We start from the raw sequence: 20,751 nt of genomic DNA, 5'->3' as shown, positions 1-20,751 counted from the left end.
GGTGATACGTGGGGTGAGAGGTGCGGTTACTGTTGAAAAGAATGAAGAAAAAGAAATAGTGGCAGCTACCGAGCAGTTGCTACGGGAAATGATTAAGGAGAATCATATAGACGCACATTCTGTCGTAAGTATATTTATTTCTGTAACAGATGACATCACAGAAGCCTTTCCAGCAAAGGCGCTCCGGGCAATTGAGGGATGGACATATGTGCCAGTCATGTGTATGAGAGAAATTCCTGTTCCAAAAGGTTTAACAAAATGTATTCGGGTAATGATGCATGTGAACACGGAGATTGCTCAAGAAAAAATTTCTCATATTTATTTAGGAAATGCAGTATCATTACGACCGGATTTACAACAAGAATTAAATAGATAAAGAAGAGGAGTATGAGGAAAATGAAGTGGAAGCAGCAAATATTAAATTTGACCCCTTACCAACCTGGAAAATCTATAGATGAAGTAAAAAAACAATATGGCCTAAGTGAAATAACAAAACTTGCTTCTAATGAAAATCCCTTCGGTTGTTCACCAAAAGCGTCAGAGGCAATTCAGCAACCTTCTGCATTTTTTGCTTTATATCCGGACGGCTATGCTACAAATTTGCGTGAAGCCCTAGCTAGTCATCTTGGTGTGAGTCAGGATCAATTAATCTTTGGAAATGGCTCGGATGAGACAATTATGATGCTTTCTCGTGCATTATTAAGTCCTGAAACAAATACTGTTATGGCTACACCAACCTTTCCTCAATATAAACATAATGCAATCATTGAAGGAGCGGAGGTACGTGAGGTACCGCTTAAAGAAGGGCAACATGATCTAGAGAATATGTTAGCGCAAATTGATGAGCAAACAGCAATCGTTTGGGTTTGTAGTCCGAACAACCCAACTGGCACCTATATTCCCAACGATGAACTAGTGGCGTTTATAAGTAAAGTTCCTGAAGATGTATTAGTTGTACTAGATGAAGCGTATTGTGAATATACGACAGCAGAAGATTATCATGATTCCATTAAAATTGTTGAGGCTTTTCCACATGTCATCGCTCTTCGTACTTTCTCTAAGATTTATGGACTTGCTAGCCTACGTATTGGTTACGGGATTGCTCAAGCACCACTCATTCGCGCGTTAGAGCCAGTCAGGGAACCATTCAATGCCAACCGCTTCGGTCAAGAGGTAGCTATACAAGCATTATCTGACGATGTGTTCATTGAAAAATGTAGACAAGAAAATCGAAGTGGATTAGCGCAATTTTATCAATTTTGTGAGGAAAACGGATTAGATTACTACCCATCCCAAGGAAATTTTATTTTGATCGACTTTGCTGTGGAGGGAAATCGCGTGTTTCAATCACTATTAGAAAAGGGCTATATTGTTAGATCGGGTCAAGCCTTAGGGTTTCCTACAGCTGTTCGTGTAACAGTTGGATCAAAGGAACAAAATGACGGTGTTATACAAGCGATGTCTCAATTTCTATCTGAAATCAAGACAGTATCTTAATTAGGAATTTTTTATTTCAGAGGCGAAATTCGTCTCTGAAATTGTTTTACACGGAAAAGTATTTGTAGGGTAGTGGTGTTTTTCTATTTAATAGTTTACCCTCATACCTTCGTCAATCAATGAGTTTTCTAACAAGAGGTGTGTTAAAACATGAATGGACAAGTATTTGTTATTGGTCTAGGATTAATCGGTGGTTCTATTGCACTTTCAATTAAGCATACTCATCTTGAAGCCAAATGTAGCGGTTATGATGTAAATAAAGAACAGTTAAAACTCGGTAAGATGCTGGGTGTAATTGATGAGTCAGTTTCAACTATTCGTGAAGGTGCTGAGAAGGCTGACCTGATTATTATTGCTACACCAGTAAATGAGACAAAAAGAATAGTAGAAGAACTCGCACACATGAATCTTAAAAGAGATGTAATTATAACCGATGCGGGAAGTACGAAGAAAGAAATTATATCATCTGCCAATTATTTAAAACAAAAAGGTTTTACATTCATTGGCGGTCATCCGATGGCCGGTTCACATAAGAGTGGTGTATCTGCAGCCAGACGACTTTTATTTGAGAATGCCTTCTATCTTTTAACACCTGAACCACATATTACGGAAGAGAAAATCGATCGTTTAAAAGAGTGGCTGACAAGTACAAAGGCTAAGTTTATTACAGTGACACCACATGAGCACGATTACTTAACAGGTGTGATTAGTCATTTCCCGCATATTATTGCTGCTTCTCTCGTTCGTCGAGCAGAAGAGAGTAGTCAAACACAAAAGCTCATTCCTCGTCTTGCTGCAGGTGGTTTTAGGGATATCACAAGAATTGCTTCTAGTAGCCCAGCGATGTGGCGTGATATACTCTTGCAAAATAATGAGGTGTTATTAGGTTTATTAGAAGACTGGAAAAAAGAAATGAACTATGTCTATGATATGCTTACTACTGCGGATAATGAAGAGATCTTTCAATATTTTCAATCTGCCAAAACCTTTCGTGATGAAATGCCACAAAAACAAAAAGGAGCCATTCCGGCCTTTTATGACCTATTTGTCGATGTCCCTGATTATCCAGGGGTCATTTCGGAAATTACTGGTTATTTAGCAAAAGAAGAGATTAGTATCACAAATATTAGTATTAGAGAAACGAGAGAAGAAATAACTGGCGTGCTTGTGATTAGCTTTCAAACAGAAGAGGATCGTGATCGTGCAATAGATTGCATAAATAGACAAACATCTTTTGAACATACAATTGGCATGTAACTATGTTAAAAAAAAAGGGTGATTAAGTGTGAGTGTAAAGAATTTGAATTTTACACATAATGGATTATCTGGTGAGATTCATATCCCTGGTGATAAATCGATTTCTCATCGGTCGATTATGTTCGGTTCAATTGCAAAAGGGAAAACAGTCGTTAAGAATTTTTTAGCTGGTGAAGATTGCCTTAGTACAATTGCTTGTTTTAGAAAACTTGGTGTTAAAATAGAGCATGAAGATCAAACAGTTATTATTCATGGTGAAGGTATTGACGCCCTAAAAGAACCAGAAGAAGTGCTTGATGTCGGTAATTCAGGAACAACCATTCGTCTCATTATGGGTATCCTTTCTGGGCGCCCTTTTCATAGTGTTTTAATCGGTGATTCGTCCATTGGTAAACGTCCTATGACAAGAGTGGTTGGACCCTTAAAGGAGATGGGTGCTAAAATAGAGGGACGTCAATCAGGTGAGTTCACTCCCTTATCTGTTACTGGTGGTGAGCTTGAATCAATCACCTACACTTTACCAGTAGCTAGTGCTCAAGTGAAATCTGCCATCATCCTTGCTGGATTACAAGCAAAAGGGACAACAAAGATTATTGAACCTGAAAAAACGAGAGATCATACAGAAAGAATGATTCATGCCTTCAGTGGAAATGTTTCAAATGATAATGGAACGATTTCAGTTGAAGGTGGTCAGTCATTTACAGCAACGAATCTTATTGTACCAGGAGATATTTCCTCAGCTGCCTTTTTCCTAGCAGCAGGAGCTATCGTACCTAATAGTAAAATCGTCCTTAAAAATGTGGGTTTAAATCCAACAAGAACAGGTATCATTGATGTACTAAAAGAAATGGGTGCAAAAATGACGATTGAGCCTTATGAGAGTAACGGTCACGAGGAGCCGGCGGGTGATATCTTTATTGAAACATCTGAACTTAAAGGTGTGACAATTGACGGAGATAAGATTCCGAGATTAATTGATGAAATACCAATTATTGCCCTACTTTCGACACAAGCTACCGGGAAAACGATTATTAAAGATGCGCAAGAATTAAAAGTAAAAGAAACGAATCGTATTGATACAGTTGTGAATGAGTTGAAAAAACTAGGTGCAAATATTGAAGCAACTGATGATGGGATGATTATTGAAGGTCAAACTTCTCTATCGGGAGGAACTGTCGAGAGCTATGGTGATCATCGTATTGGTATGATGCTGTCCATTGCTTCATTAATTTCAGACGGGGATATAGAACTCTATCAGCCAGATGCTATCGCTGTTTCATATCCAAGCTTCTTTGATCATATTGATCATTTATTAGTAAAATAATTCATATCTATTCGCTTGTGGTACATGCCAATGATGACATACGGTATGCACCACAAGTTTTTCTTTTTGTGAGCGAAATGTAAAAACTAATCATATATTCTTGTTTTCATCATAGCTTGTCTAAAAAGATGAGATAAGGATGATGATAAATGGTATATATGATTGAGAACGTTTATCGGCAGAATAAAAGCAAGGGCGCCTATGTTCCTACCTCTTACGTTATCGGTAATGAGAAAATCCTTGCCGTTAGAGAAGCACCCTTTAGGCAATATACGTATATGAAAATAGACGGAGATCCGTACGTGATTTCTCCTCCCCTTGTTAAGTATGTTGAGACAATACCTGACGATATGCCTAACTTCTTTCTTTCTGAGCTGATTTTAAAGGGATGTCTAGTGTTTATGACGAAGGTGGAAATAAGCTATAAACATCAATTAAAGTCAGCTATCCAACTGTTGGATGATAAGCTGAAAATTTCTCCAATTGATTATTTGTTAGGGGTGCAATTGCCATTGGCTTCACTGCAACCAGACATGATAAGATTATTAAGAAAAGAAAAAATTCCTGCTGTTTTTGTGGAAATAACGGGAATCAATGATTTAGACGATATGCCATGGGGATGGGTGAAAGAAGCGTTCTTTCCTTACTTTAGTACCTTAATCCCTATTTTTAAGCATGTTGATAATGAAAAAGACTACCGTTTACTGCAACAAAAGTGGGTGTATTATATGAAAAAGCATCGCCTGCCATATGTGGCTCATCCATTGAGAAATGGTGAATTAATCAATGAGCAAACGCAAGCAACAATCGGTATATACCCTTTTAAAACACAATTACAACCTGGATTAGAAGCGAATTATAATTTTTACAAACGAGGCAGGGAAATCACAAATATTGAAGAATTAGATGTATATCATTATCATAGAGAGAGGCTGGTCATCTCATGCTTACGTGGGAGAGTCTTACGGGCAGGTGATTGGCATCATCCGCTTGAAGGATTTGGTAAGAGAGTCATGATTAAGACACCATCATACTACCAGCTATCATAATAGTATTGAAAGGATATAGATATGGATAAAGTAAAAAAGATTATTGCCTTGTTAGAAAATGGGTTACATGATGAGGCATTAGAAAAATATAAAGAAATACTTTCTCACGGTACACATGAAGAAAGGTTTGTTTTAGCGGAAGAACTGATGCAATATGGGTTTCTAAAGGAGGCACACCAACTAATAGAGAGGCTGTTAGATGCCTACCCTGAGGAAGGCGAACTGCTTGTAATGAAAGCAGAAATCTTCATTGATCTAGGAAATGAAGAAGAAGCAGTGCTCGTATTAGAGCAAGTAAATCAACAAGATGCTAGTTATCCCCAAGCCTTATTATTGTTGGCAGACTTATATCAGATGGAAGGTTTATATGAGGTCAGTGAAAGGAAGTTATTAGATGCGAAAGCGATACTTCCCGATGAGCCAATTATCGATTTTGCCTTAGGTGAGTTGAGTGCAGAGCAAGGAAAATTTTTAGAAGCAGTTAAATTATATGAAAAAGTACTGACAAAAAAGGAGCTTATTGGCGGTGTTAACGTTAACCAAAGAATGGCTGAAAGTTTAAGTGCAGGTGGAGCTTTTGAGGAAGCATTGCCTTATTATGAAAAAGCGCTTGAAGAAAAGTTGGAAATACATACGCTATTTAGCTATGCATTCACAGCTTTACAAGCTGGTTATAATCAAGTAGCCATTGAGAAATTTAATGAACTCAAAGAAATAGATCCAGAATTTCACTCGCTGTATTTGCATCTGGCAAAGGCATATGAACGTGAAGAACAAGTTCAAGAAGCTTTAGCAACAGTAAAACTGGGAATTAAACAAGATGAATATAATAAAGAACTTTATTTTTATGGTGGTAAGCTAGCCTTGAAAATTCCAGATGAACAACTAGCAGTTGACCTCCTAAGAGAAGCGTTAGCGATTGATCCAGAATATATTGATGCTGCTATTGTGATAAATAAAGTTTTTATGAATAACGAGCGTTTCAATGATGTAATTGAAATTGCAGAATTAATGCAAAGCGCAGAAGTGATTGATCCACAACTATTATGGGATGCAGCAAAAAGTTATCAAGAAATAGAAGAATATTCACAGGCATTAAACAAATACAATGAAGCATATACTTATTTTAAACAGCAGCCGGATTTCTTGGCAGACTATGGATATTTTCTAATTGAAGAAGGAAAACGAAAGGAGGCTGCCGAACTTTTTAGTAAGCTTACTCGTTTGGAACCTCACAACGAAGAATATCAGGATATCCTGCAGCGGCTTTCAGATGAGTCGTAGAGGTTTGCATCATCAGAAAGTCTACCTGAAGCTTAAGTAAAAAAAATTAAAGCTGCAGCAGAGGAGGGAATCAAAATGACGGCCCCTGTATCTGTCAATGAAAAGAAAGACTTTATTCGTTGGTTTCTTAATCATTATCAGTTAAAAAGAAGAGAGTGTGTTTGGATTCTTAACTACTTAATGAGTCATGATCAATTAATGGAGAAGGTTCATTTTGTGGAACAGGCTCAGTATTGTCCGAGAGGATTAATTATGTCTACACATTGTGTCGATGAAGCGCCTTTTCGTTTTTACAAAGAGAATGTAATGACAACTGACGCAGAAAAGTCATTTCATGATATCCGCTTAAATAGAGAAGAAGATATATTTATTCAGTTGAACTTCCATGCTGCCAATAAAGCTCATCAATATGCAGCGGTGTTAGAAGAAAATCCTTTTATGCCAAAGACATTAAGAATAAGTGAAAAAGACCGTATGATAGCTGAAAGATTCTTAACAGAGAGCTTAGCGCGTTTTCAAAAGGAAAAATTACTCAAAGAAATTGATGAGGCATTAGATAAACAAGATAAAGAAAGATTTATTCAATTAACAACAAAATTGAATAAACTTCAAACATAGGTTTTTTCTTTATATTTATAGAAAAGTACAGATAAAAAAGATATGCTTCCTGTTTTTCAAGGGAGTCATATCTTTTTTTTTTGATTTCATTATATGTTAAGACGAATAGATGATGAAATGAAAACAGGGGGCATATTATTCTTGTGAAAAGCGAATGCGGAAAGTCCTAATAAAGCACCAAGCTTTTTGAGTTTAATTCTAGAGTTTTAAGGTTTTAATTAAAACAATGGGCATGTAAGAGGCTAATGAATCTTAGGAATATTTATAATCCCTTTTCCATCGTCGTCTAAGTATAAAAAGTATATTTAATTAATTCTGAAATGTTCAAAAAATAGACACTGTTGCCTTTTGATAGAAGGTCATTTCCGTGGTATGATAAATAAGGAATATTAAGGCGTAATTGGAGTGATTAGGATGAAGTGGCATACACAGGATATACAATTGTTTTTGAAAGAAAGAGATTATATTGATACAGTCATACTTCCTCTTTATCCGGTATCTTTTGCAGATGATATAAAGCAAACAGTAGCAATGACCGAATTTATTAACCTCTTATCTGGGCAACTTGAAAAGCAATTTAAAGGCAGAATTCTTATGTTACCAGGAATGAGCTATCTAAAGACAATTTCTGAGGAAAAACGGCTTGCGGATTTAATAGAATGGGAAAAAGAATTAATTTCTCAAGATTTTAAACATATTTTTTACATAACTTCTGATAGTGATTGGAAAACTGTAGAAGAACAGTTAGATGGAGGGTTAATTTGGATGCCTTCAATTCCGCTTGATAACATGGATGATCAGTACAAGCTTTCAATTTTAGAAGATCAGGTAAAACAATTACTGAATGTATTTGTGAAAAAATGGCAGAATAATGATTGAAGAGTCACATAAATCTCATAGTTGTGATGATTCAGTGAAGGATTATATTGACCTTCCATAAAGATTGATATATCATTGGTATGTCCTAGTTTTATATTGTGTTGAACTTTGTCCGTTGGACTTAACTTCATAATAGAGGGGGGAAAAGTATGAGCAAAAATCGTGTGACAAGACGTCAATTCCTTAATTACACACTCACAGGTGTAGGCGGATTCATGGCAGCAGGAATGTTGTTACCTATGGTGCGGTTTGCAGTAGATCCGGTCCTACAAAAGAAAGGTGAAAGCGATTTTATTGCAACAAATCAGAAGGTAGCTGACCTAACAACTGAGCCTACTAGGGTTGACTATTCGTTTGAACAACAAGATGGCTGGTATTCTTCGGAAGAAACTGGAACTGCATGGGTTTACAAAGATGAGAATGATAAAGTTGTCGCATTATCACCTGTATGTAAACATTTAGGTTGTACAGTTAACTGGAATGGAGATAAGGCAAATGAAAATCATTTCTATTGTCCTTGTCACGGAGGTCTTTATACAAAAGATGGTACAAATGTTCCAGGTACACCACCAATTGCAGCACTTGATGTTTTTCCAACAAAAGAAGTAGATGGGTTCTTACACTTAGGTAAGGCAGAACCGCGATAAGGAGGCGTAATCATTGTTCAATAAAATTTATGATTGGATTGATGAACGTTTGGATATTACGCCAATTTGGCGAGATATTGCTGACCACGAAGTACCTGAGCATGTAAACCCAGCGCATCACTTTTCGGCGTTTGTTTACTGCTTCGGAGGTCTAACGTTCTTTGTAACTGTCATTCAAATCTTATCTGGAATGTTCTTAACGATGTACTATGTTCCAGATATCAAAAATGCTTGGGAGTCTGTGTATTATTTACAAAACCATGTAGCATTCGGACAAATTGTTCGTGGCATGCATCACTGGGGAGCTAGCTTAGTTATTGTTATGATGTTTTTACATACTTTACGCGTATTCTTCCAAGGTGCTTACAAAAAACCACGTGAATTAAACTGGCTCGTTGGAGTAGGAATATTCTTTGTAATGTTAGCACTTGGATTAACAGGCTATCTATTACCATGGGATATGAAAGCTTTATTTGCAACAAAAGTTACCATTCAAATTGTCGAATCAACTCCATTTATTGGTGAAATGTTAAAAACACTTATTGCTGGGGATGCATCTATTGTCGGAGCTCAAACGATAACACGATTCTTCGCCATTCACGTTTTCTTCCTACCAGCAGTATTATTTGGCTTAATGGCTGCTCACTTTATTATGATTCGTAAACAAGGTATTTCTGGTCCATTGTAAAATGAAATCTTCTATTAAAAGGAGGGGAATTATTACATGCATCGCGGAAAAGGAATGAAATTCGTAGGTGATTCCCGTATATCTGCTGAACGTAAGACTTTCATTCCGAAAGATTATTCGGAATATCCAGGCAAAACAGAAGCTTTCTGGCCAAACTTCTTACTGAAAGAATGGATGGTAGGAGCCGTTTTCCTAGTAGGTTTCTTATGTTTAACAATTGCGCACGAACCACCGCTTGAAAAAATCGCGGATCCGAGTGATACAGCTTATATTCCGCTACCAGACTGGTATTTCTTATTCTTATATCAATTGCTAAAATACACATATGCATCAGGACCATATAATGTTATTGGTGCATTTATTATTCCAGGATTAGTATTTGGTGCACTTGCATTGGCGCCATTTATCGATCGCGGTCCTGAACGTAGACCTTCAAAACGTCCTTTTGCCACAGGTTTTATGTTACTTGCATTGGCGGGGGTTACCTTCCTTACATGGGAATCAGTTGCTCACCATGACTGGGAGGCTGCAGCAGAACAAGGGAAAATCGTTGCTGATGCTGAAGTCGATACCGAGGCAGAGGGGTATAAGCTCATGGAAGCGAATACTTGTTTAACTTGCCACGGTAATGAATTGCAAGGTGGTGCAGGTGCACCTGCTTTAATCGATGTTGAATTATCACCTGAAGAAATTAAAGATGTGATTCAAAACGGCCGTGGAGCTATGCCAGCAGGTATATTCACAGGTAGTGATGAAGAACTTGATAAAGTGGTCGAATTTATCGACAGTATAGAATCTGAATAAAGTGAAAAAGAAGCTGACCAGCAGTTGTCAGCTTCTTTTCGTATCGTACATAAAAAGTAGTAAGTGAGGTAGTCTATGAAACAAATATATACGATATTGGGTAATCGAAGCTTTTTAATTCTTCTATTAATCATCAATATTGCCGGGACTGTATATGGTTACGATTGGTATATGTGGCAATTAGTTGATACACCAGCAATATTCCTTCCATTTGTTCCTGATAGTCCAACTGCTAGTTTGTTTTTTGTTATTGTTCTTATTGCCTTTTTATTAGGTAGAAATTGGCCTATTTTTGAAGCACTCGCAATTGTTACACTCGTGAAATACGGTATCTGGGCAGTTGTGATGAATTTACTTGTGTTTCAAGTGACTGGTGAAGTGGAGATAACGGCGCTCATGCTTATTATTTCCCATGGTGCTATGGCTGTACAAGGTGTGCTCTATGCCCCTTTTTATCGCATAAAGGCTTGGCATCTTATAATTGCTGCTATCTGGACTTTGCATAATGATGTGATTGACTACGTTTTCTTTATGTTACCGAGATATTCTGTACTTAATGAATATATTCCTCAAATCGGTTATTTTACTTTCTGGCTTAGCATATTTTCTTTAGGCTTGACCTATCTATTATGTATTCGAAAAGGGCGATTTCAGCTGAAAATGCCTTCGATTCATCAATAACCTTTTATCAATAAGCTATGTTAAAAATTAATGTTTATATTTATAGAAAAAAGGAACTTCCGATTTATGGAAGTTCTTTTGCTTAATATTTGCTTCTTCTATTATCGCAATCTTTAATCAAACACTTGTTACCTTGTTAATTCTAAAAAAAATTCATAACGAAAGGGTATAAGTATAGTAAAGTGAGAATAAAAAAAGCAATCAAGCCTATTACGGATATTAAAAACACCCAAACTTTTTTTATCCTTAACTGTACATAAGCAGATACCAACACAAGAAAAATAAAAATACCAATCAATGAACCCCAACCCCAATTATAAATTGGGGCTCGGTGTGGGTCTGGTGCAGCAATGCTAAACATTGGACCTATAACAATAAGAGCTACTAATATGAATATTAATACGTGTACCAAATATACTGCTGACCTAAACAATTAAACCACCTTCACTCTCCAGTCTCGATTATTAGTACAAACAATCCTTTCTCCCTTAAAGGCCGTTTGCCGTATGAAAATAATTTCTATATCGTGAATTTTCTTAACTTTAATGTATCATATATATGCTTCTGTATTTTGTGTAAGGTTCCCTTGGATAATCAAGTCTTTTATAGTAACTACATTGTTCTGATACTGTATGCTTTCTAAGACTTGAAACCAAGAAGTAATTGTCTATCGTGATATCGTTGTATCCAACCTTTTTGCATTCCTTGATAATTGTTTACGTTCTGAATATGATAAAGACCTTTTGTGCGTACTTTTCCATCTGATTTGAGTTGATATATTTCCATTCCCTTTTCATTCGCGTAAACTTTAAAAGCTCTTCAGGCATCAGTACATTATATATTACCTTTTGAAAGCTTATGTCCAATTGCTTTATCTAATTTCCCTTTGGTTATTCTACCCATACCCAATGTACGTGAAATTTATTAATTTATCACGGCCTCTTGCGACTAGAACACATACTTGTTCTTTGCTTATGCCACGTTTCCTTGCAGCATCACACTTACGAGGCTTTCTTCCTTTTATCTCCTTAGATGATGCAGTTGGTTTTTCAATTAGATATTTTCTTAATCGGTGTTTCTCAGCTGGATTTAGTTTATGGATTGCTTTTAAAATATCAGTTACCTTCACATTCATCACCAACCTCGCTATTCATAGCTCGTTTGTTCGATAAAAACAAATATCAACAACAAAGATTAACATAGCCTATCAATAAAAAAATAAAGTTAGAACTTCCTTATAGAAGCCTTCTAGCTTTATTTCCTCATTATTGCCATATTGCTTCTAGTGTTTCGTAGATAAATCTATTGATTAATGGTCTAACCTTGTCCACATTGTCATACAATGCTATTAGCAATCCGATAAGGAGGACAGGTACGTATGAAATGGAGAGTTGTGGCTATTATTTTAGTTATTGCACTCATTTTCCCTTACATGATAGTAGCAGAGACAGAAAATGACGATGGTATGATGAATCAATTGGATCTATTATCAGATGAAGTTCTACACTTGGTTAAAGCGCAAAAATATGAAGATGCTAGTAGAATGTTGAATTATTTCACAGACCAATTTGTATTGGCTACAAGCACATCAACTGCGATGACGAGGGAAAGTTTGAGAACTGTCACATCTGTTCACCAAGAAGTAGTTGAAGAAATAAATAAAGAACAAAGCTCTTATGAGACGAAAGTACAAAAAGCAACAAAACTTCGGATATTAATGGACGCCCTATCTCCTGCGAAAGAACCGATGTGGCATGAAATGAAAGGTCCGATGTTAAGTACACTTGGGGAAGTAAGGGAGTCAATAGAAGCGGGTGATAGCGAGAGCTTTCATACACAGTATAATACCTTTCTCTCTCTTTATGATACGATTTATCCTTCATTAAAATTAGAAGTAGAGCCAGCAACTATTCAACAATTGCATACACGCATTCAATATATTGATCAATATCGTCGAGATGTAATGGTGAAAGAAGAAGGTAAAAGGGAACTAGAATTATTGAATAGTGAGCTAGAAGACATTTTTGATACAATTACGGATGATGAAGCTGATCCATCACTATGGTGGGTAATTATTTCAACTGGAAGTATAATTATCTTAACGCTTTCGTATGTCGGTTTTAAAAAATATAAGGGCGGAAAGAAAAAAGAAAAAAATCCAGAGAGCTAAGGCTAAACGCTTGAATTGTCTTATAAGAAAAAGGTAAAATAAAATCAAAGCATAAACATGATAAGCTTTTCCTTTAGATAAATTAAAGAAGGAAAAGGTAATGGGAGAATGAGATGGCAGGAAAAATGGACTTTCATCTTGAGGCATCTAGAGACGAAGCTACCCATTTTTTTTTGAATTGTTTGTAAGCAAGAATGGACCAATAATCAAGTTTTTTTAGAAACAAGTATCCATGTAAAGTCGTGTTTTCACTATTTACAAGGCCATTCTGTCATACTAAGAGACTAACTAAAAGCTTTAACTTAGTATGTGAATATTTCTTCCAGTGTTTGTCTACATGATGCACATGTAGATGATAAGCTTATACTTTATTAGGAGGTTCACCTATGTCGTTTTTGATTTACTTTATCATTATTATGATTGTCCCGATTGCTATTCAAATGTACTTGAAGAAGACGTATAAGAAACATTTACAAATATCTACTTCTTCAAATATGACTGGAGCAGAAGCGGCTAGAAAAGTTTTAGATGAAAATGGGCTTTATAATGTCTCTATCGAACCAGTAAAGGGGCAACTTTCAGACCATTATGATCCGAGAGATAAGACCGTGAGGTTATCTGAGGATAATTATTATGGATCTTCCATTGCTTCTGTATCAGTGGCGACACACGAAGTGGGTCATGCCATTCAAGATGCTGAAGACTATGCTTTCTTACGCTTTAGACATGCGCTTGTTCCAGTTGCGAACATTGGCTCTAACTTATCCTTCTTTTTCATCTTAGGAGGATTATTGTTTCAATTTACTGGTATGATGTTACTAGGTATCATTTTCTTTGCAGCAGCGGTATTATTCCAGGTAATTACATTACCGGTTGAGTTTAACGCCTCATCAAGAGCACTCAATGTTATGGTAAGCTCTGGTGTGATTAGAAATGATGAAGAGTCTGGCGCTAAAAAAGTATTAAATGCAGCAGCTCTAACTTATGTAGCGGCAACAGTTATCGCTGTTATGGAATTACTGCGTTTTGTTCTTGCTTTTATTGGCATGAACAATGATGATTAATATATTTTAAATGTAAAAGCAACTGCTCACTTGAGGTAGTTGCTTTTTGTTAGTTTTTTAGTAATCTCAGCGTTCTAAAGGTTTTTTGTTTTCATCCAATGTAAATCCTTCTCCTAAGACATCGTGCACTTGTGATACGGTGACAAATGCATTAGGATCAACTGAATGGATAAGGTTCTTCAATTTAGTTAGTTCATTTCGAGCCACTACGCAATATAATACTTCACGATCCAGCTTAGTAAATGACCCTCGACCTTTTAAAACTGTGACACCTCTCTCCATTTCATAGAGAATTTTCGCTGATATCTCTTCATTTTTCTCAGAGATAATCATTGCACCTCTTGCAGAATAAGCTCCTTCTTGGATAAAGTCGATTACTTTCGCGCCAACAAAAACGGCAACTAGAGTATACATTGCCTCATAATATTTGAGGTAAAAAATCAGTGATAATGCAATCACGCAAAAGTCAAATACAAACATCGTTTTACCCATAGAAGTACCGGTATACTTATTAACGAGTCGTGCAATTATATCAACGCCACCCGTTGTTCCACCATATCTGAAAATTATACCGAGACCAACACCGATAAAAACACCTGCGAACAGTGCAGCTAAAGTAAGATCATTCTTTAATGGCATATGTATTTGATATCTTTGGAATATTTCAAGGAAAAGAGAAACGCCTAGCGTACCAATAATCGTATAGATAAAGGCTTTTTTACCAAGTAGTTTCCATCCTATGAAAAATAAAGGAATATTCAAAATCAAATTCGTATAAGATGGATTCCAATCAAATAAGAAATACAATAAGAGCGTGATACCTGTAAAGCCACCTTCTGCTAAGTTGTTTTGCATATTAAAGTGAACAATACCGAAAGAGAATATACTAGCGCCAAACAGAATAAGGATAATATTCTTAATTTTCAATCCAAACATTCACTGTGCCCTCCGAAATAATGACATATATTACTTGCCATCTCATTATATAGATTCAATAGAGGATAAGCAATCACACATTAATAGGGGAGCATGGCAGCCGATTCTCGCATACATATACTATTTTTATGGGACAGAAATAAAGAATTAAACGATAGGAATTGTAAAAATGGTTATGTTTAGCTAACATGGAGAGTGTGAATAAAATGATTTGAAAAGGTATGTATATGAGGTGAGAAACAATGAGTAAGTCGATGGAAGAATTACAGAGGGAAGTAGATACCTATATTGGGCAATTTAAAGAGGGGTATTTTAGTCCACTTGCTATGGTGGCAAGATTAACAGAGGAATTAGGGGAGCTGGCAAGAGAAGTCAATCATACATATGGTGAAAAACCAAAAAAGAGTACAGAAAAAGAAAAAGCAATAGAAGAAGAAATGGGAGACATGCTTTTTGTTTTAATTTGTCTTGCTAATTCTCTAAATATAGATTTAGCAAAAGCGCATGACCAAGTGATGCATAAGTTTCAAACGCGCGATAAAGATAGATGGACACGTATTGAAGAAGGGGGAAAAAATAATGAAGACAATTAAGATCGTGATTGCAGGTCCAAGAGGTAGAATGGGGAGTGAGGCAGTTAAGTTAGTTCAGAAAAAAGATAAATATGAATTAGTAGCTGTTGTAGATCATAAAAATGATGGTGGTAATTTAAGTGATTTTAAAGGCTTTGAGGGAATCGATGTTCCTGTTTATTCTGATATAGAAAAATGTTTTAAAAATGAAGATTGTGATGTTCTTATTGATTTAACCACGCCTGAAGTTGGTATGTATCATACGAAAACAGCGCTTACTTATGGAGTGAGACCAGTTGTTGGTACAACTGGATTTACCAAAGAGAACTTACAAGAACTAGAGGATTTATGTCATGAAACTAATTTAGGTGCGATTATTGCGCCAAACTTTGCAGTTGGTGCTGTGCTTATGATGAAATTTTCACAAATGGCAGCTAAGTACTTTAATGATGTAGAGATTATTGAAATGCACCATGATCAAAAACTAGATGCACCATCTGGCACTGCTGTTAAAACAGCTGAGATGATTCGTGATGTAAGAGAGAGTAAGCAACAAGGACATCCTAATGAAAAGGAAACGCTAGCTGGAGCTCGTGGGGCTGATTTTGATGGAATGCATATCCACTCCGTTAGACTTCCTGGCTTAATTGCACATCAACAAGTAATGTTTGGTTCTAGTGGACAAACACTGCAAATTCGCCATGATTCATACAATCGCGAATCATTCATGAGTGGTGTTGCATTAGCTGTCGATACTGTAGTTAAAATTGATACGTTAGTTTACGGATTAGAAAATATTATCGAGTAAGTATGGAGGTGGTGCCGATGAACATTGCATTAATTGCTCATGACAAAAAGAAGAATGATATTGTGAATTTTTCTAAAGCGTATCAAGTTATTCTTTCACAGCACCAATTATTTGCAACTGGTACGACGGGTTTAAGGTTACAGCAGGAAGCTAATCTAACTGTGCATCGTTTTCAATCTGGACCACTTGGTGGGGATCAGCAAATTGGAAGTATGATTGCGCAAAATAAAATGGATCTCGTCTTGTTTTTTAGAGACCCGCTCACCGCACAACCACATGAACCAGATATTACGGCGTTAATCCGATTATGTGATGTTTACGCTGTACCATTAGCGACAAATATGGGCACAGCGGAAGTCCTAATTAAAGGACTTGAACGAGGAGATTTTTCCTGGAGAGAAATTATAAAAGAGAGTGAATAGAAATGAACGAAATAAAGCTTGATATCCTTGCTTTCGGAGCGCATGCCGATGATGTAGAAATCGGCATGTCAGGAACAATAGCGAAGTATGTGGAAAAAGGTTATAAAGTAGGGATTTGCGATTTAACAGAAGCCGAGCTGTCTTCTAACGGTAATCCTACTCTGAGGAAAACAGAAGCAATTGCAGCAGGGCGAATATTAAATGTGTCTGTAAGAGAAGGACTTCATTTAGGTGATAGACAGTTATTTTTAACAAGTGAGCGTATCAAACAGGTAGTAGAAATGATTAGGAAGTATCAGCCGACAATTGTCTTTGCACCATATGAAATAGATAGGCACCCGGATCATGCGAATGCAACGAAAATTGTTGAAGAAGCAGTCTTCTCTGCAGGTATTCGTAAATATCAAACAAATGAGTATCAAACGGATCATAAAGTGAAAAGCTTTTACTATTATATGATTAATGGTTTTCACCAACCTGATTTTATGATAGATATTACATCAACAATAGACAAAAAGATCGCCAGTTTAAATGCTTACCAAAGTCAATTCACGAAAACGGAGGGAGCTGTCGATACTCCGTTAACAAATGGCTATGTGGAAATGGTTGAAGCTAGAGAACGCCTATTTGGACAGCAAGTTGGTGTCAAATATGCAGAAGGTTTTAAGGTGAAAAAACCTTTGATGATCGAAAACGATTTATTTGGAGTGTAAGAATGAATAGAAAACTTAAAATAGGGATTACTTGCTATCCGACTGTTGGTGGGTCAGGGGTAATTGCCACAGAACTCGGGAAAATGCTGGCAGAAAGAGGACATGAAATTCACTTTATTTCTTCTAGCATTCCTTTTCGTTTAAATAAGATATATCATAATATTTTTTACCATCAAGTAGAGGTTAATCAATACTCTGTTTTTCAATATGCGCCTTATGACATCGCGTTAGCAAGCAAGATGGCAGAAGTCATTAAAAGAGAAAATCTTGACTTACTTCATGTACATTATGCAGTGCCACATGCGATCTGTGCCATATTAGGGAAGCAAATGAGCGGGCGAGATGTTAAAATCGTTACAACTTTGCATGGAACAGATATTACGGTTCTTGGTTATGACTCATCGTTAACTGATGCGATAAAGTTTGGAATTGAACAATCGGATCGTGTTACTGCTGTTTCCAATGCATTAATCGCACAAACTTACGACTTAATCAATCCACAGAAAAAAATTATTCCCGTATACAATTTTATTGATGAGCGTGAATATGTAAAAAAAGATGTAGATTACTTGAAAGAAGAATTTCAAATAGCTGAAGACGAGAAGGTTATTATTCATGTGTCTAACTTTCGTGGTGTAAAAAGAGTAGATGACGTCGTGCGTTCGTTTGCTAAAATTGCCGAACATATAAAAGCAAAGCTCCTACTTGTAGGTGATGGTCCACAGATGAGTGATATTTCAAAATTAGTAGACCAATTATCCTTAAAACACCAAGTTATATTTCTTGGCAAACAAGACAACTTAGCGGAACTTTATTCCATTAGTGACTTGATGCTTTTATTGTCCGAAAAGGAAAGCTTTGGCTTAGTCGCACTTGAAGCAATGGCATGCAATGTACCGTGTATAGGGACTAATGTTGGAGGTATTCCGGAAGTTATCCAAGATGGTGTAAATGGATATATTTGTGAACTGGGTGATATTGAAAGTATTGCAGCAGTCGCATTAGATATTTTACAAGATGAAAAATTACATACAAAATTATCATTACAAGCAAAAGAATCTGTACTGACAAGTTTCCATGCCGATAAGATTGTTTCACAATACGAGCAGCTTTATTTTGATCTATTAAGTGAGGCGAAATGATGAAACCAATATTTCAAAGAGCTATTCCGATTATTGAAAAGCTTGAGGAAGCAGGTTATGAAGCCTATTTTGTCGGTGGTGCAGTGAGGGATCTTCTAATTGGTCGTGAAATAGCAGATGTAGATATCGCTACATCTGCAACACCGATTGAAATGAAAGCGATTTTTTCTAAAACGGTTGATGTAGGTATTGAGCATGGTACCATACTTATTCTTCTAAAAGGTGAAGCATATGAAGTAACAACATATAGGGCAGAGTCAACGTATAGTGACTTTAGAAGACCGGATGAAGTCCGTTTTATCCGTCATTTAAAGGAGGATTTACAAAGAAGAGACTTTACTATGAATAGCATTGCTATGGATAAAAATGGTGAATTAATTGACCCCTTCGCTGGAAGGGAAGCAATCAAAAATAGAGAAATAAAGACCGTTGGTTCAAGTGAAGAACGCTTTAATGAGGATGCCTTAAGAATGATGCGAGCGCTGCGCTTTAAAAGTCAATTAGGTTTCCTGCTCGAAGAAGGAACATATGATGCATTAAAAAAGAAAGTGCATCTACTGCAACATGTGGCAGTTGAAAGGAAGCTCGTTGAATTTAATAAATTATTACAAGGAGACTATCGAGTAGATGCCTTGACGCTTCTGCAAGACTCAAACTTGCATCACTATTTACCAATGCTTTCGCAAAAGGAGAAGGGACTTAATCAGCTCGTCACTTATCCTCTTCAATCATTATCTTTGCTTGAAATATGGGTTCTGCTCTTAAAGGTTTTTCAATTAAATGAGCATGAAGCAAAGATAGGATTAAAAGAATGGAAGATGTCAAGTAAAGACATGAAAGAAATACTCAATCTATATCAATGGTTCCAAAAAAGACTATCAACACCTTTTCAAGCTACTACAATTTACCAAAGTGGTTTATCAGTAGCAGTGAGTGCTGAAAAACTTCATCAAGTTTACAATCATGAAAGAGTAGAATATCCTGATCATTTAGTAGAAATGTATAGCAAATTGGCGATTACTTCAAGAAAACAATTAGCAGTCAATGGCAATGATATTATCACTTGGAGTCAGCAATCAGCTGGTCCTTGGCTAAAGGAATTGTTAGCAAAAGTGGAGGAAGCAATTATACTTGGAGAATTACAAAATAATAAAGAAGATATCAGGGAGTGGCTGTTTCAATGGAATCAGAAATAAGGAAGAAGTTATTAAATGCCTTCACGACTCACCAAGATGATTATTTGTCAGGGCAAGCTATTGCAGATTTACTCGGTTGTTCACGCACAGCAGTGTGGAAACATATAGAGAATCTTCGTAAAGAAGGGTTTGAATTTGAAGCGGTGAGACGAAAAGGATATCGCATCGTTGCTACACCCAAAAAAGTGATTGCTGATGAAATACGTTATGGGTTGAAAACAAATATACTTGGTAGTCATATCCATTATGAAGAATCAGTGGACTCCACACAAAAAGTCGCCCATCAATTAGCAACAGATGGTGCATGTGAAGGTACGATTGTAGTAGCAGAAGAGCAAATTAGCGGTAGAGGGAGAATGGATCGAAAATGGATATCCCCTAAATATACAGGTGTTTGGATGAGTGTCATTCTTAGGCCGCAGCTTCCTCCTCATCGTGCACCGCAATTAACACTTATTGCAGCTGTTGCTGTTGTTCAGGCAATCGAGGAAGTGACCGGTTTAACAGCTGAAATTAAATGGCCTAATGATGTGTTGATTAATGGCAAAAAAGTAACAGGGATATTAACAGAGATGCAAGCAGATGCAGATCGAATCGTTTCTATTATTATGGGGATTGGTATTAATGTGAATCAGAAATTAGAAGACTATCCCGAGGAGATTCAACCTATTGCCACCTCCCTTGCAATTGAAAAGAAAGAAGAAATCTCGCGCGCACAGATTATTCAAACCCTTTTATTCAAGCTCGAAAAACTGTATCAACTGTATTTACAGAATGGTTTTCAACCGATAAGAATTTTATGGGAAAGTTATGCCATTAGTATAGGGAAGAATATAAAAGCGCGTACACTATCTGGTACCATAGTAGGCAAAGCGATAGGAATTACAGATGAAGGCATATTGCTTTTAGAAGATGAGGCTGGTGTGCGACATCAAATTTATTCTGCAGACATTGATTTAGAATAATAGATATTTTTTATAGAAAGTTAACACAATTATTG

At 36.5% G+C, this 20,751-nt stretch carries 22 protein-coding genes and 1 pseudogene; 21 read left to right on the top strand and 2 right to left on the bottom strand.

The annotated features are described in order from the left end of the window. The first annotated feature begins 1 nt into the window (after position 1). From aroH to MKX78_RS15145, 12 genes are all read left to right on the top strand, one after another. Positions 2 to 376: a chorismate mutase gene (gene aroH, locus MKX78_RS15200; protein ID WP_341051536.1), complete on the top strand. Its 375-nt coding sequence runs from the start codon at positions 2 to 4 to the stop codon at positions 374 to 376. Positions 377 to 396: 20 nt separating this feature from the next. Continuing rightward, positions 397 to 1,497, top strand: coding sequence for a histidinol-phosphate transaminase (hisC, locus tag MKX78_RS15195; RefSeq protein WP_322909557.1), 1,101 nt, complete (start codon positions 397 to 399; stop codon positions 1,495 to 1,497). A 150-nt stretch (positions 1,498 to 1,647) separates the two neighbouring features. Further along, on the top strand, positions 1,648 to 2,754 hold the full coding sequence (locus tag MKX78_RS15190) for a prephenate dehydrogenase (protein ID WP_095372764.1): 1,107 nt from the start codon (positions 1,648 to 1,650) through the stop codon (positions 2,752 to 2,754). Positions 2,755 to 2,782: 28 nt separating this feature from the next. Further along, the gene (gene aroA / locus MKX78_RS15185) at positions 2,783 to 4,078 is read left to right on the top strand and encodes a 3-phosphoshikimate 1-carboxyvinyltransferase (protein WP_307313051.1); all 1,296 of its coding nucleotides are present in this window, start codon (positions 2,783 to 2,785) and stop codon (positions 4,076 to 4,078) included. A 149-nt stretch (positions 4,079 to 4,227) separates the two neighbouring features. Then, on the top strand, positions 4,228 to 5,127 hold the full coding sequence (locus MKX78_RS15180) for a hypothetical protein (protein WP_328197590.1): 900 nt from the start codon (positions 4,228 to 4,230) through the stop codon (positions 5,125 to 5,127). Positions 5,128 to 5,148: 21 nt separating this feature from the next. Beyond that, complete coding sequence (locus tag MKX78_RS15175; RefSeq protein WP_095372766.1) at positions 5,149 to 6,411, top strand: tetratricopeptide repeat protein; 1,263 nt, start codon at positions 5,149 to 5,151, stop codon at positions 6,409 to 6,411. A 75-nt stretch (positions 6,412 to 6,486) separates the two neighbouring features. Further along, the gene (locus MKX78_RS15170) at positions 6,487 to 7,029 is read left to right on the top strand and encodes a ReoY family proteolytic degradation factor (protein ID WP_095372767.1); all 543 of its coding nucleotides are present in this window, start codon (positions 6,487 to 6,489) and stop codon (positions 7,027 to 7,029) included. Positions 7,030 to 7,443: 414 nt separating this feature from the next. Next, the gene (locus MKX78_RS15165) at positions 7,444 to 7,908 is read left to right on the top strand and encodes a YpiF family protein (protein ID WP_095372768.1); all 465 of its coding nucleotides are present in this window, start codon (positions 7,444 to 7,446) and stop codon (positions 7,906 to 7,908) included. Between the two features lie 149 nt (positions 7,909 to 8,057). Then, positions 8,058 to 8,555, top strand: coding sequence for a ubiquinol-cytochrome c reductase iron-sulfur subunit (locus MKX78_RS15160; RefSeq protein WP_095372769.1), 498 nt, complete (start codon positions 8,058 to 8,060; stop codon positions 8,553 to 8,555). Positions 8,556 to 8,568: 13 nt separating this feature from the next. Beyond that, positions 8,569 to 9,243 (top strand): menaquinol-cytochrome c reductase cytochrome b subunit, encoded by a 675-nt coding sequence (gene qcrB / locus MKX78_RS15155; protein WP_095372770.1) that lies wholly within the window; start codon positions 8,569 to 8,571, stop codon positions 9,241 to 9,243. Between the two features lie 36 nt (positions 9,244 to 9,279). Further along, the gene (locus MKX78_RS15150) at positions 9,280 to 10,047 is read left to right on the top strand and encodes a menaquinol-cytochrome c reductase cytochrome b/c subunit (RefSeq protein WP_095372771.1); all 768 of its coding nucleotides are present in this window, start codon (positions 9,280 to 9,282) and stop codon (positions 10,045 to 10,047) included. 75 nt (positions 10,048 to 10,122) lie between these two features. Continuing rightward, positions 10,123 to 10,728, top strand: coding sequence for a DUF1405 domain-containing protein (locus MKX78_RS15145; protein WP_095372772.1), 606 nt, complete (start codon positions 10,123 to 10,125; stop codon positions 10,726 to 10,728). Positions 10,729 to 11,247: 519 nt separating this feature from the next. Here the strand turns inward: MKX78_RS15145 and MKX78_RS15140 are convergent. Beyond that, positions 11,248 to 11,758: pseudogene (locus tag MKX78_RS15140) on the bottom strand (IS1595 family transposase); the annotation flags it as partial. A gap of 348 nt (positions 11,759 to 12,106) precedes the next feature. On the opposite strand from MKX78_RS15140, the gene MKX78_RS15135 reads away from it, so the two are divergent. Both MKX78_RS15135 and MKX78_RS15130 read left to right on the top strand, forming a co-directional pair. Then, positions 12,107 to 12,898, top strand: coding sequence for a sporulation protein YpjB (locus MKX78_RS15135; protein WP_095372774.1), 792 nt, complete (start codon positions 12,107 to 12,109; stop codon positions 12,896 to 12,898). A gap of 386 nt (positions 12,899 to 13,284) precedes the next feature. Then, a complete protein-coding gene (locus tag MKX78_RS15130) occupies positions 13,285 to 13,962 on the top strand; it encodes a zinc metallopeptidase (protein WP_095372775.1) in 678 nt (225 codons plus the stop codon). A gap of 66 nt (positions 13,963 to 14,028) precedes the next feature. Here the strand turns inward: MKX78_RS15130 and MKX78_RS15125 are convergent, their stop codons facing one another. Further along, positions 14,029 to 14,898 carry a YitT family protein gene (locus tag MKX78_RS15125; RefSeq protein ID WP_095372776.1) on the bottom strand — a complete coding sequence of 290 codons (870 nt, stop codon included), beginning with the start codon at positions 14,896 to 14,898 and terminating at the stop codon, positions 14,029 to 14,031. A 242-nt stretch (positions 14,899 to 15,140) separates the two neighbouring features. On the opposite strand from MKX78_RS15125, the gene MKX78_RS15120 reads away from it, so the two are divergent. The 7 genes from MKX78_RS15120 to MKX78_RS15090 are packed head-to-tail and all read left to right on the top strand — an operon-like array spanning position 15,141 to position 20,716. After that, a complete protein-coding gene (locus MKX78_RS15120) occupies positions 15,141 to 15,491 on the top strand; it encodes a nucleotide pyrophosphohydrolase (protein WP_095372777.1) in 351 nt (116 codons plus the stop codon). After that, positions 15,478 to 16,278 (top strand): 4-hydroxy-tetrahydrodipicolinate reductase, encoded by an 801-nt coding sequence (dapB, locus tag MKX78_RS15115; protein ID WP_095372778.1) that lies wholly within the window; start codon positions 15,478 to 15,480, stop codon positions 16,276 to 16,278. Before MKX78_RS15120 ends, dapB begins: the two co-directional genes overlap by 14 nt. A 17-nt stretch (positions 16,279 to 16,295) precedes the next feature. Next, a complete protein-coding gene (gene mgsA / locus MKX78_RS15110) occupies positions 16,296 to 16,700 on the top strand; it encodes a methylglyoxal synthase (protein ID WP_224937444.1) in 405 nt (134 codons plus the stop codon). Between the two features lie 2 nt (positions 16,701 to 16,702). Further along, positions 16,703 to 17,413: a bacillithiol biosynthesis deacetylase BshB1 gene (bshB1, locus tag MKX78_RS15105; RefSeq protein ID WP_095372780.1), complete on the top strand. Its 711-nt coding sequence runs from the start codon at positions 16,703 to 16,705 to the stop codon at positions 17,411 to 17,413. Positions 17,414 to 17,415: 2 nt separating this feature from the next. After that, complete coding sequence (bshA, locus tag MKX78_RS15100; protein ID WP_095372781.1) at positions 17,416 to 18,555, top strand: N-acetyl-alpha-D-glucosaminyl L-malate synthase BshA; 1,140 nt, start codon at positions 17,416 to 17,418, stop codon at positions 18,553 to 18,555. Further along, entirely contained in the window at positions 18,555 to 19,751 is a 1,197-nt protein-coding gene (locus tag MKX78_RS15095) for a CCA tRNA nucleotidyltransferase (protein ID WP_095372782.1), read from the top strand. The genes bshA and MKX78_RS15095 overlap by 1 nt, the downstream gene beginning before the upstream one ends. Next, positions 19,736 to 20,716, top strand: a complete 981-nt coding sequence (locus tag MKX78_RS15090) for a biotin--[acetyl-CoA-carboxylase] ligase (RefSeq protein WP_095372783.1) — start codon at positions 19,736 to 19,738, stop codon at positions 20,714 to 20,716. The genes MKX78_RS15095 and MKX78_RS15090 overlap by 16 nt, the downstream gene beginning before the upstream one ends. The last annotated feature ends 35 nt before the right edge of the window (positions 20,717 to 20,751 follow it).

The sequence above is a fragment of the Cytobacillus sp. FSL R5-0569 genome (assembly GCF_038007265.1).
GTDB classification, from domain to species: Bacteria; Bacillota; Bacilli; order Bacillales; family Cytobacillaceae; genus Cytobacillus; species Cytobacillus kochii.
Note: the sequence above shows the minus strand (reverse complement) of the source record. Positions and strands in the feature narration are given on the sequence as shown.

Coding starts and splice junctions, on each gene's coding strand:
- hisC (WP_322909557.1), top strand. CDS start 397: ATGAAGTGGAAGCAGCAAATATTAAATTTGACCCCTTACCAACCTGGA.
- MKX78_RS15190 (WP_095372764.1), top strand. CDS start 1,648: ATGAATGGACAAGTATTTGTTATTGGTCTAGGATTAATCGGTGGTTCT.
- MKX78_RS15180 (WP_328197590.1), top strand. CDS start 4,228: ATGGTATATATGATTGAGAACGTTTATCGGCAGAATAAAAGCAAGGGC.
- MKX78_RS15175 (WP_095372766.1), top strand. CDS start 5,149: ATGGATAAAGTAAAAAAGATTATTGCCTTGTTAGAAAATGGGTTACAT.
- MKX78_RS15170 (WP_095372767.1), top strand. CDS start 6,487: ATGACGGCCCCTGTATCTGTCAATGAAAAGAAAGACTTTATTCGTTGG.
- MKX78_RS15165 (WP_095372768.1), top strand. CDS start 7,444: ATGAAGTGGCATACACAGGATATACAATTGTTTTTGAAAGAAAGAGAT.
- MKX78_RS15160 (WP_095372769.1), top strand. CDS start 8,058: ATGAGCAAAAATCGTGTGACAAGACGTCAATTCCTTAATTACACACTC.
- MKX78_RS15150 (WP_095372771.1), top strand. CDS start 9,280: ATGCATCGCGGAAAAGGAATGAAATTCGTAGGTGATTCCCGTATATCT.
- MKX78_RS15145 (WP_095372772.1), top strand. CDS start 10,123: ATGAAACAAATATATACGATATTGGGTAATCGAAGCTTTTTAATTCTT.
- MKX78_RS15135 (WP_095372774.1), top strand. CDS start 12,107: ATGAAATGGAGAGTTGTGGCTATTATTTTAGTTATTGCACTCATTTTC.
- MKX78_RS15130 (WP_095372775.1), top strand. CDS start 13,285: ATGTCGTTTTTGATTTACTTTATCATTATTATGATTGTCCCGATTGCT.
- MKX78_RS15125 (WP_095372776.1), bottom strand. CDS start 14,898: ATGTTTGGATTGAAAATTAAGAATATTATCCTTATTCTGTTTGGCGCT.
- MKX78_RS15120 (WP_095372777.1), top strand. CDS start 15,141: ATGAGTAAGTCGATGGAAGAATTACAGAGGGAAGTAGATACCTATATT.
- dapB (WP_095372778.1), top strand. CDS start 15,478: ATGAAGACAATTAAGATCGTGATTGCAGGTCCAAGAGGTAGAATGGGG.
- mgsA (WP_224937444.1), top strand. CDS start 16,296: ATGAACATTGCATTAATTGCTCATGACAAAAAGAAGAATGATATTGTG.
- bshB1 (WP_095372780.1), top strand. CDS start 16,703: ATGAACGAAATAAAGCTTGATATCCTTGCTTTCGGAGCGCATGCCGAT.
- bshA (WP_095372781.1), top strand. CDS start 17,416: ATGAATAGAAAACTTAAAATAGGGATTACTTGCTATCCGACTGTTGGT.
- MKX78_RS15095 (WP_095372782.1), top strand. CDS start 18,555: ATGAAACCAATATTTCAAAGAGCTATTCCGATTATTGAAAAGCTTGAG.
- MKX78_RS15090 (WP_095372783.1), top strand. CDS start 19,736: ATGGAATCAGAAATAAGGAAGAAGTTATTAAATGCCTTCACGACTCAC.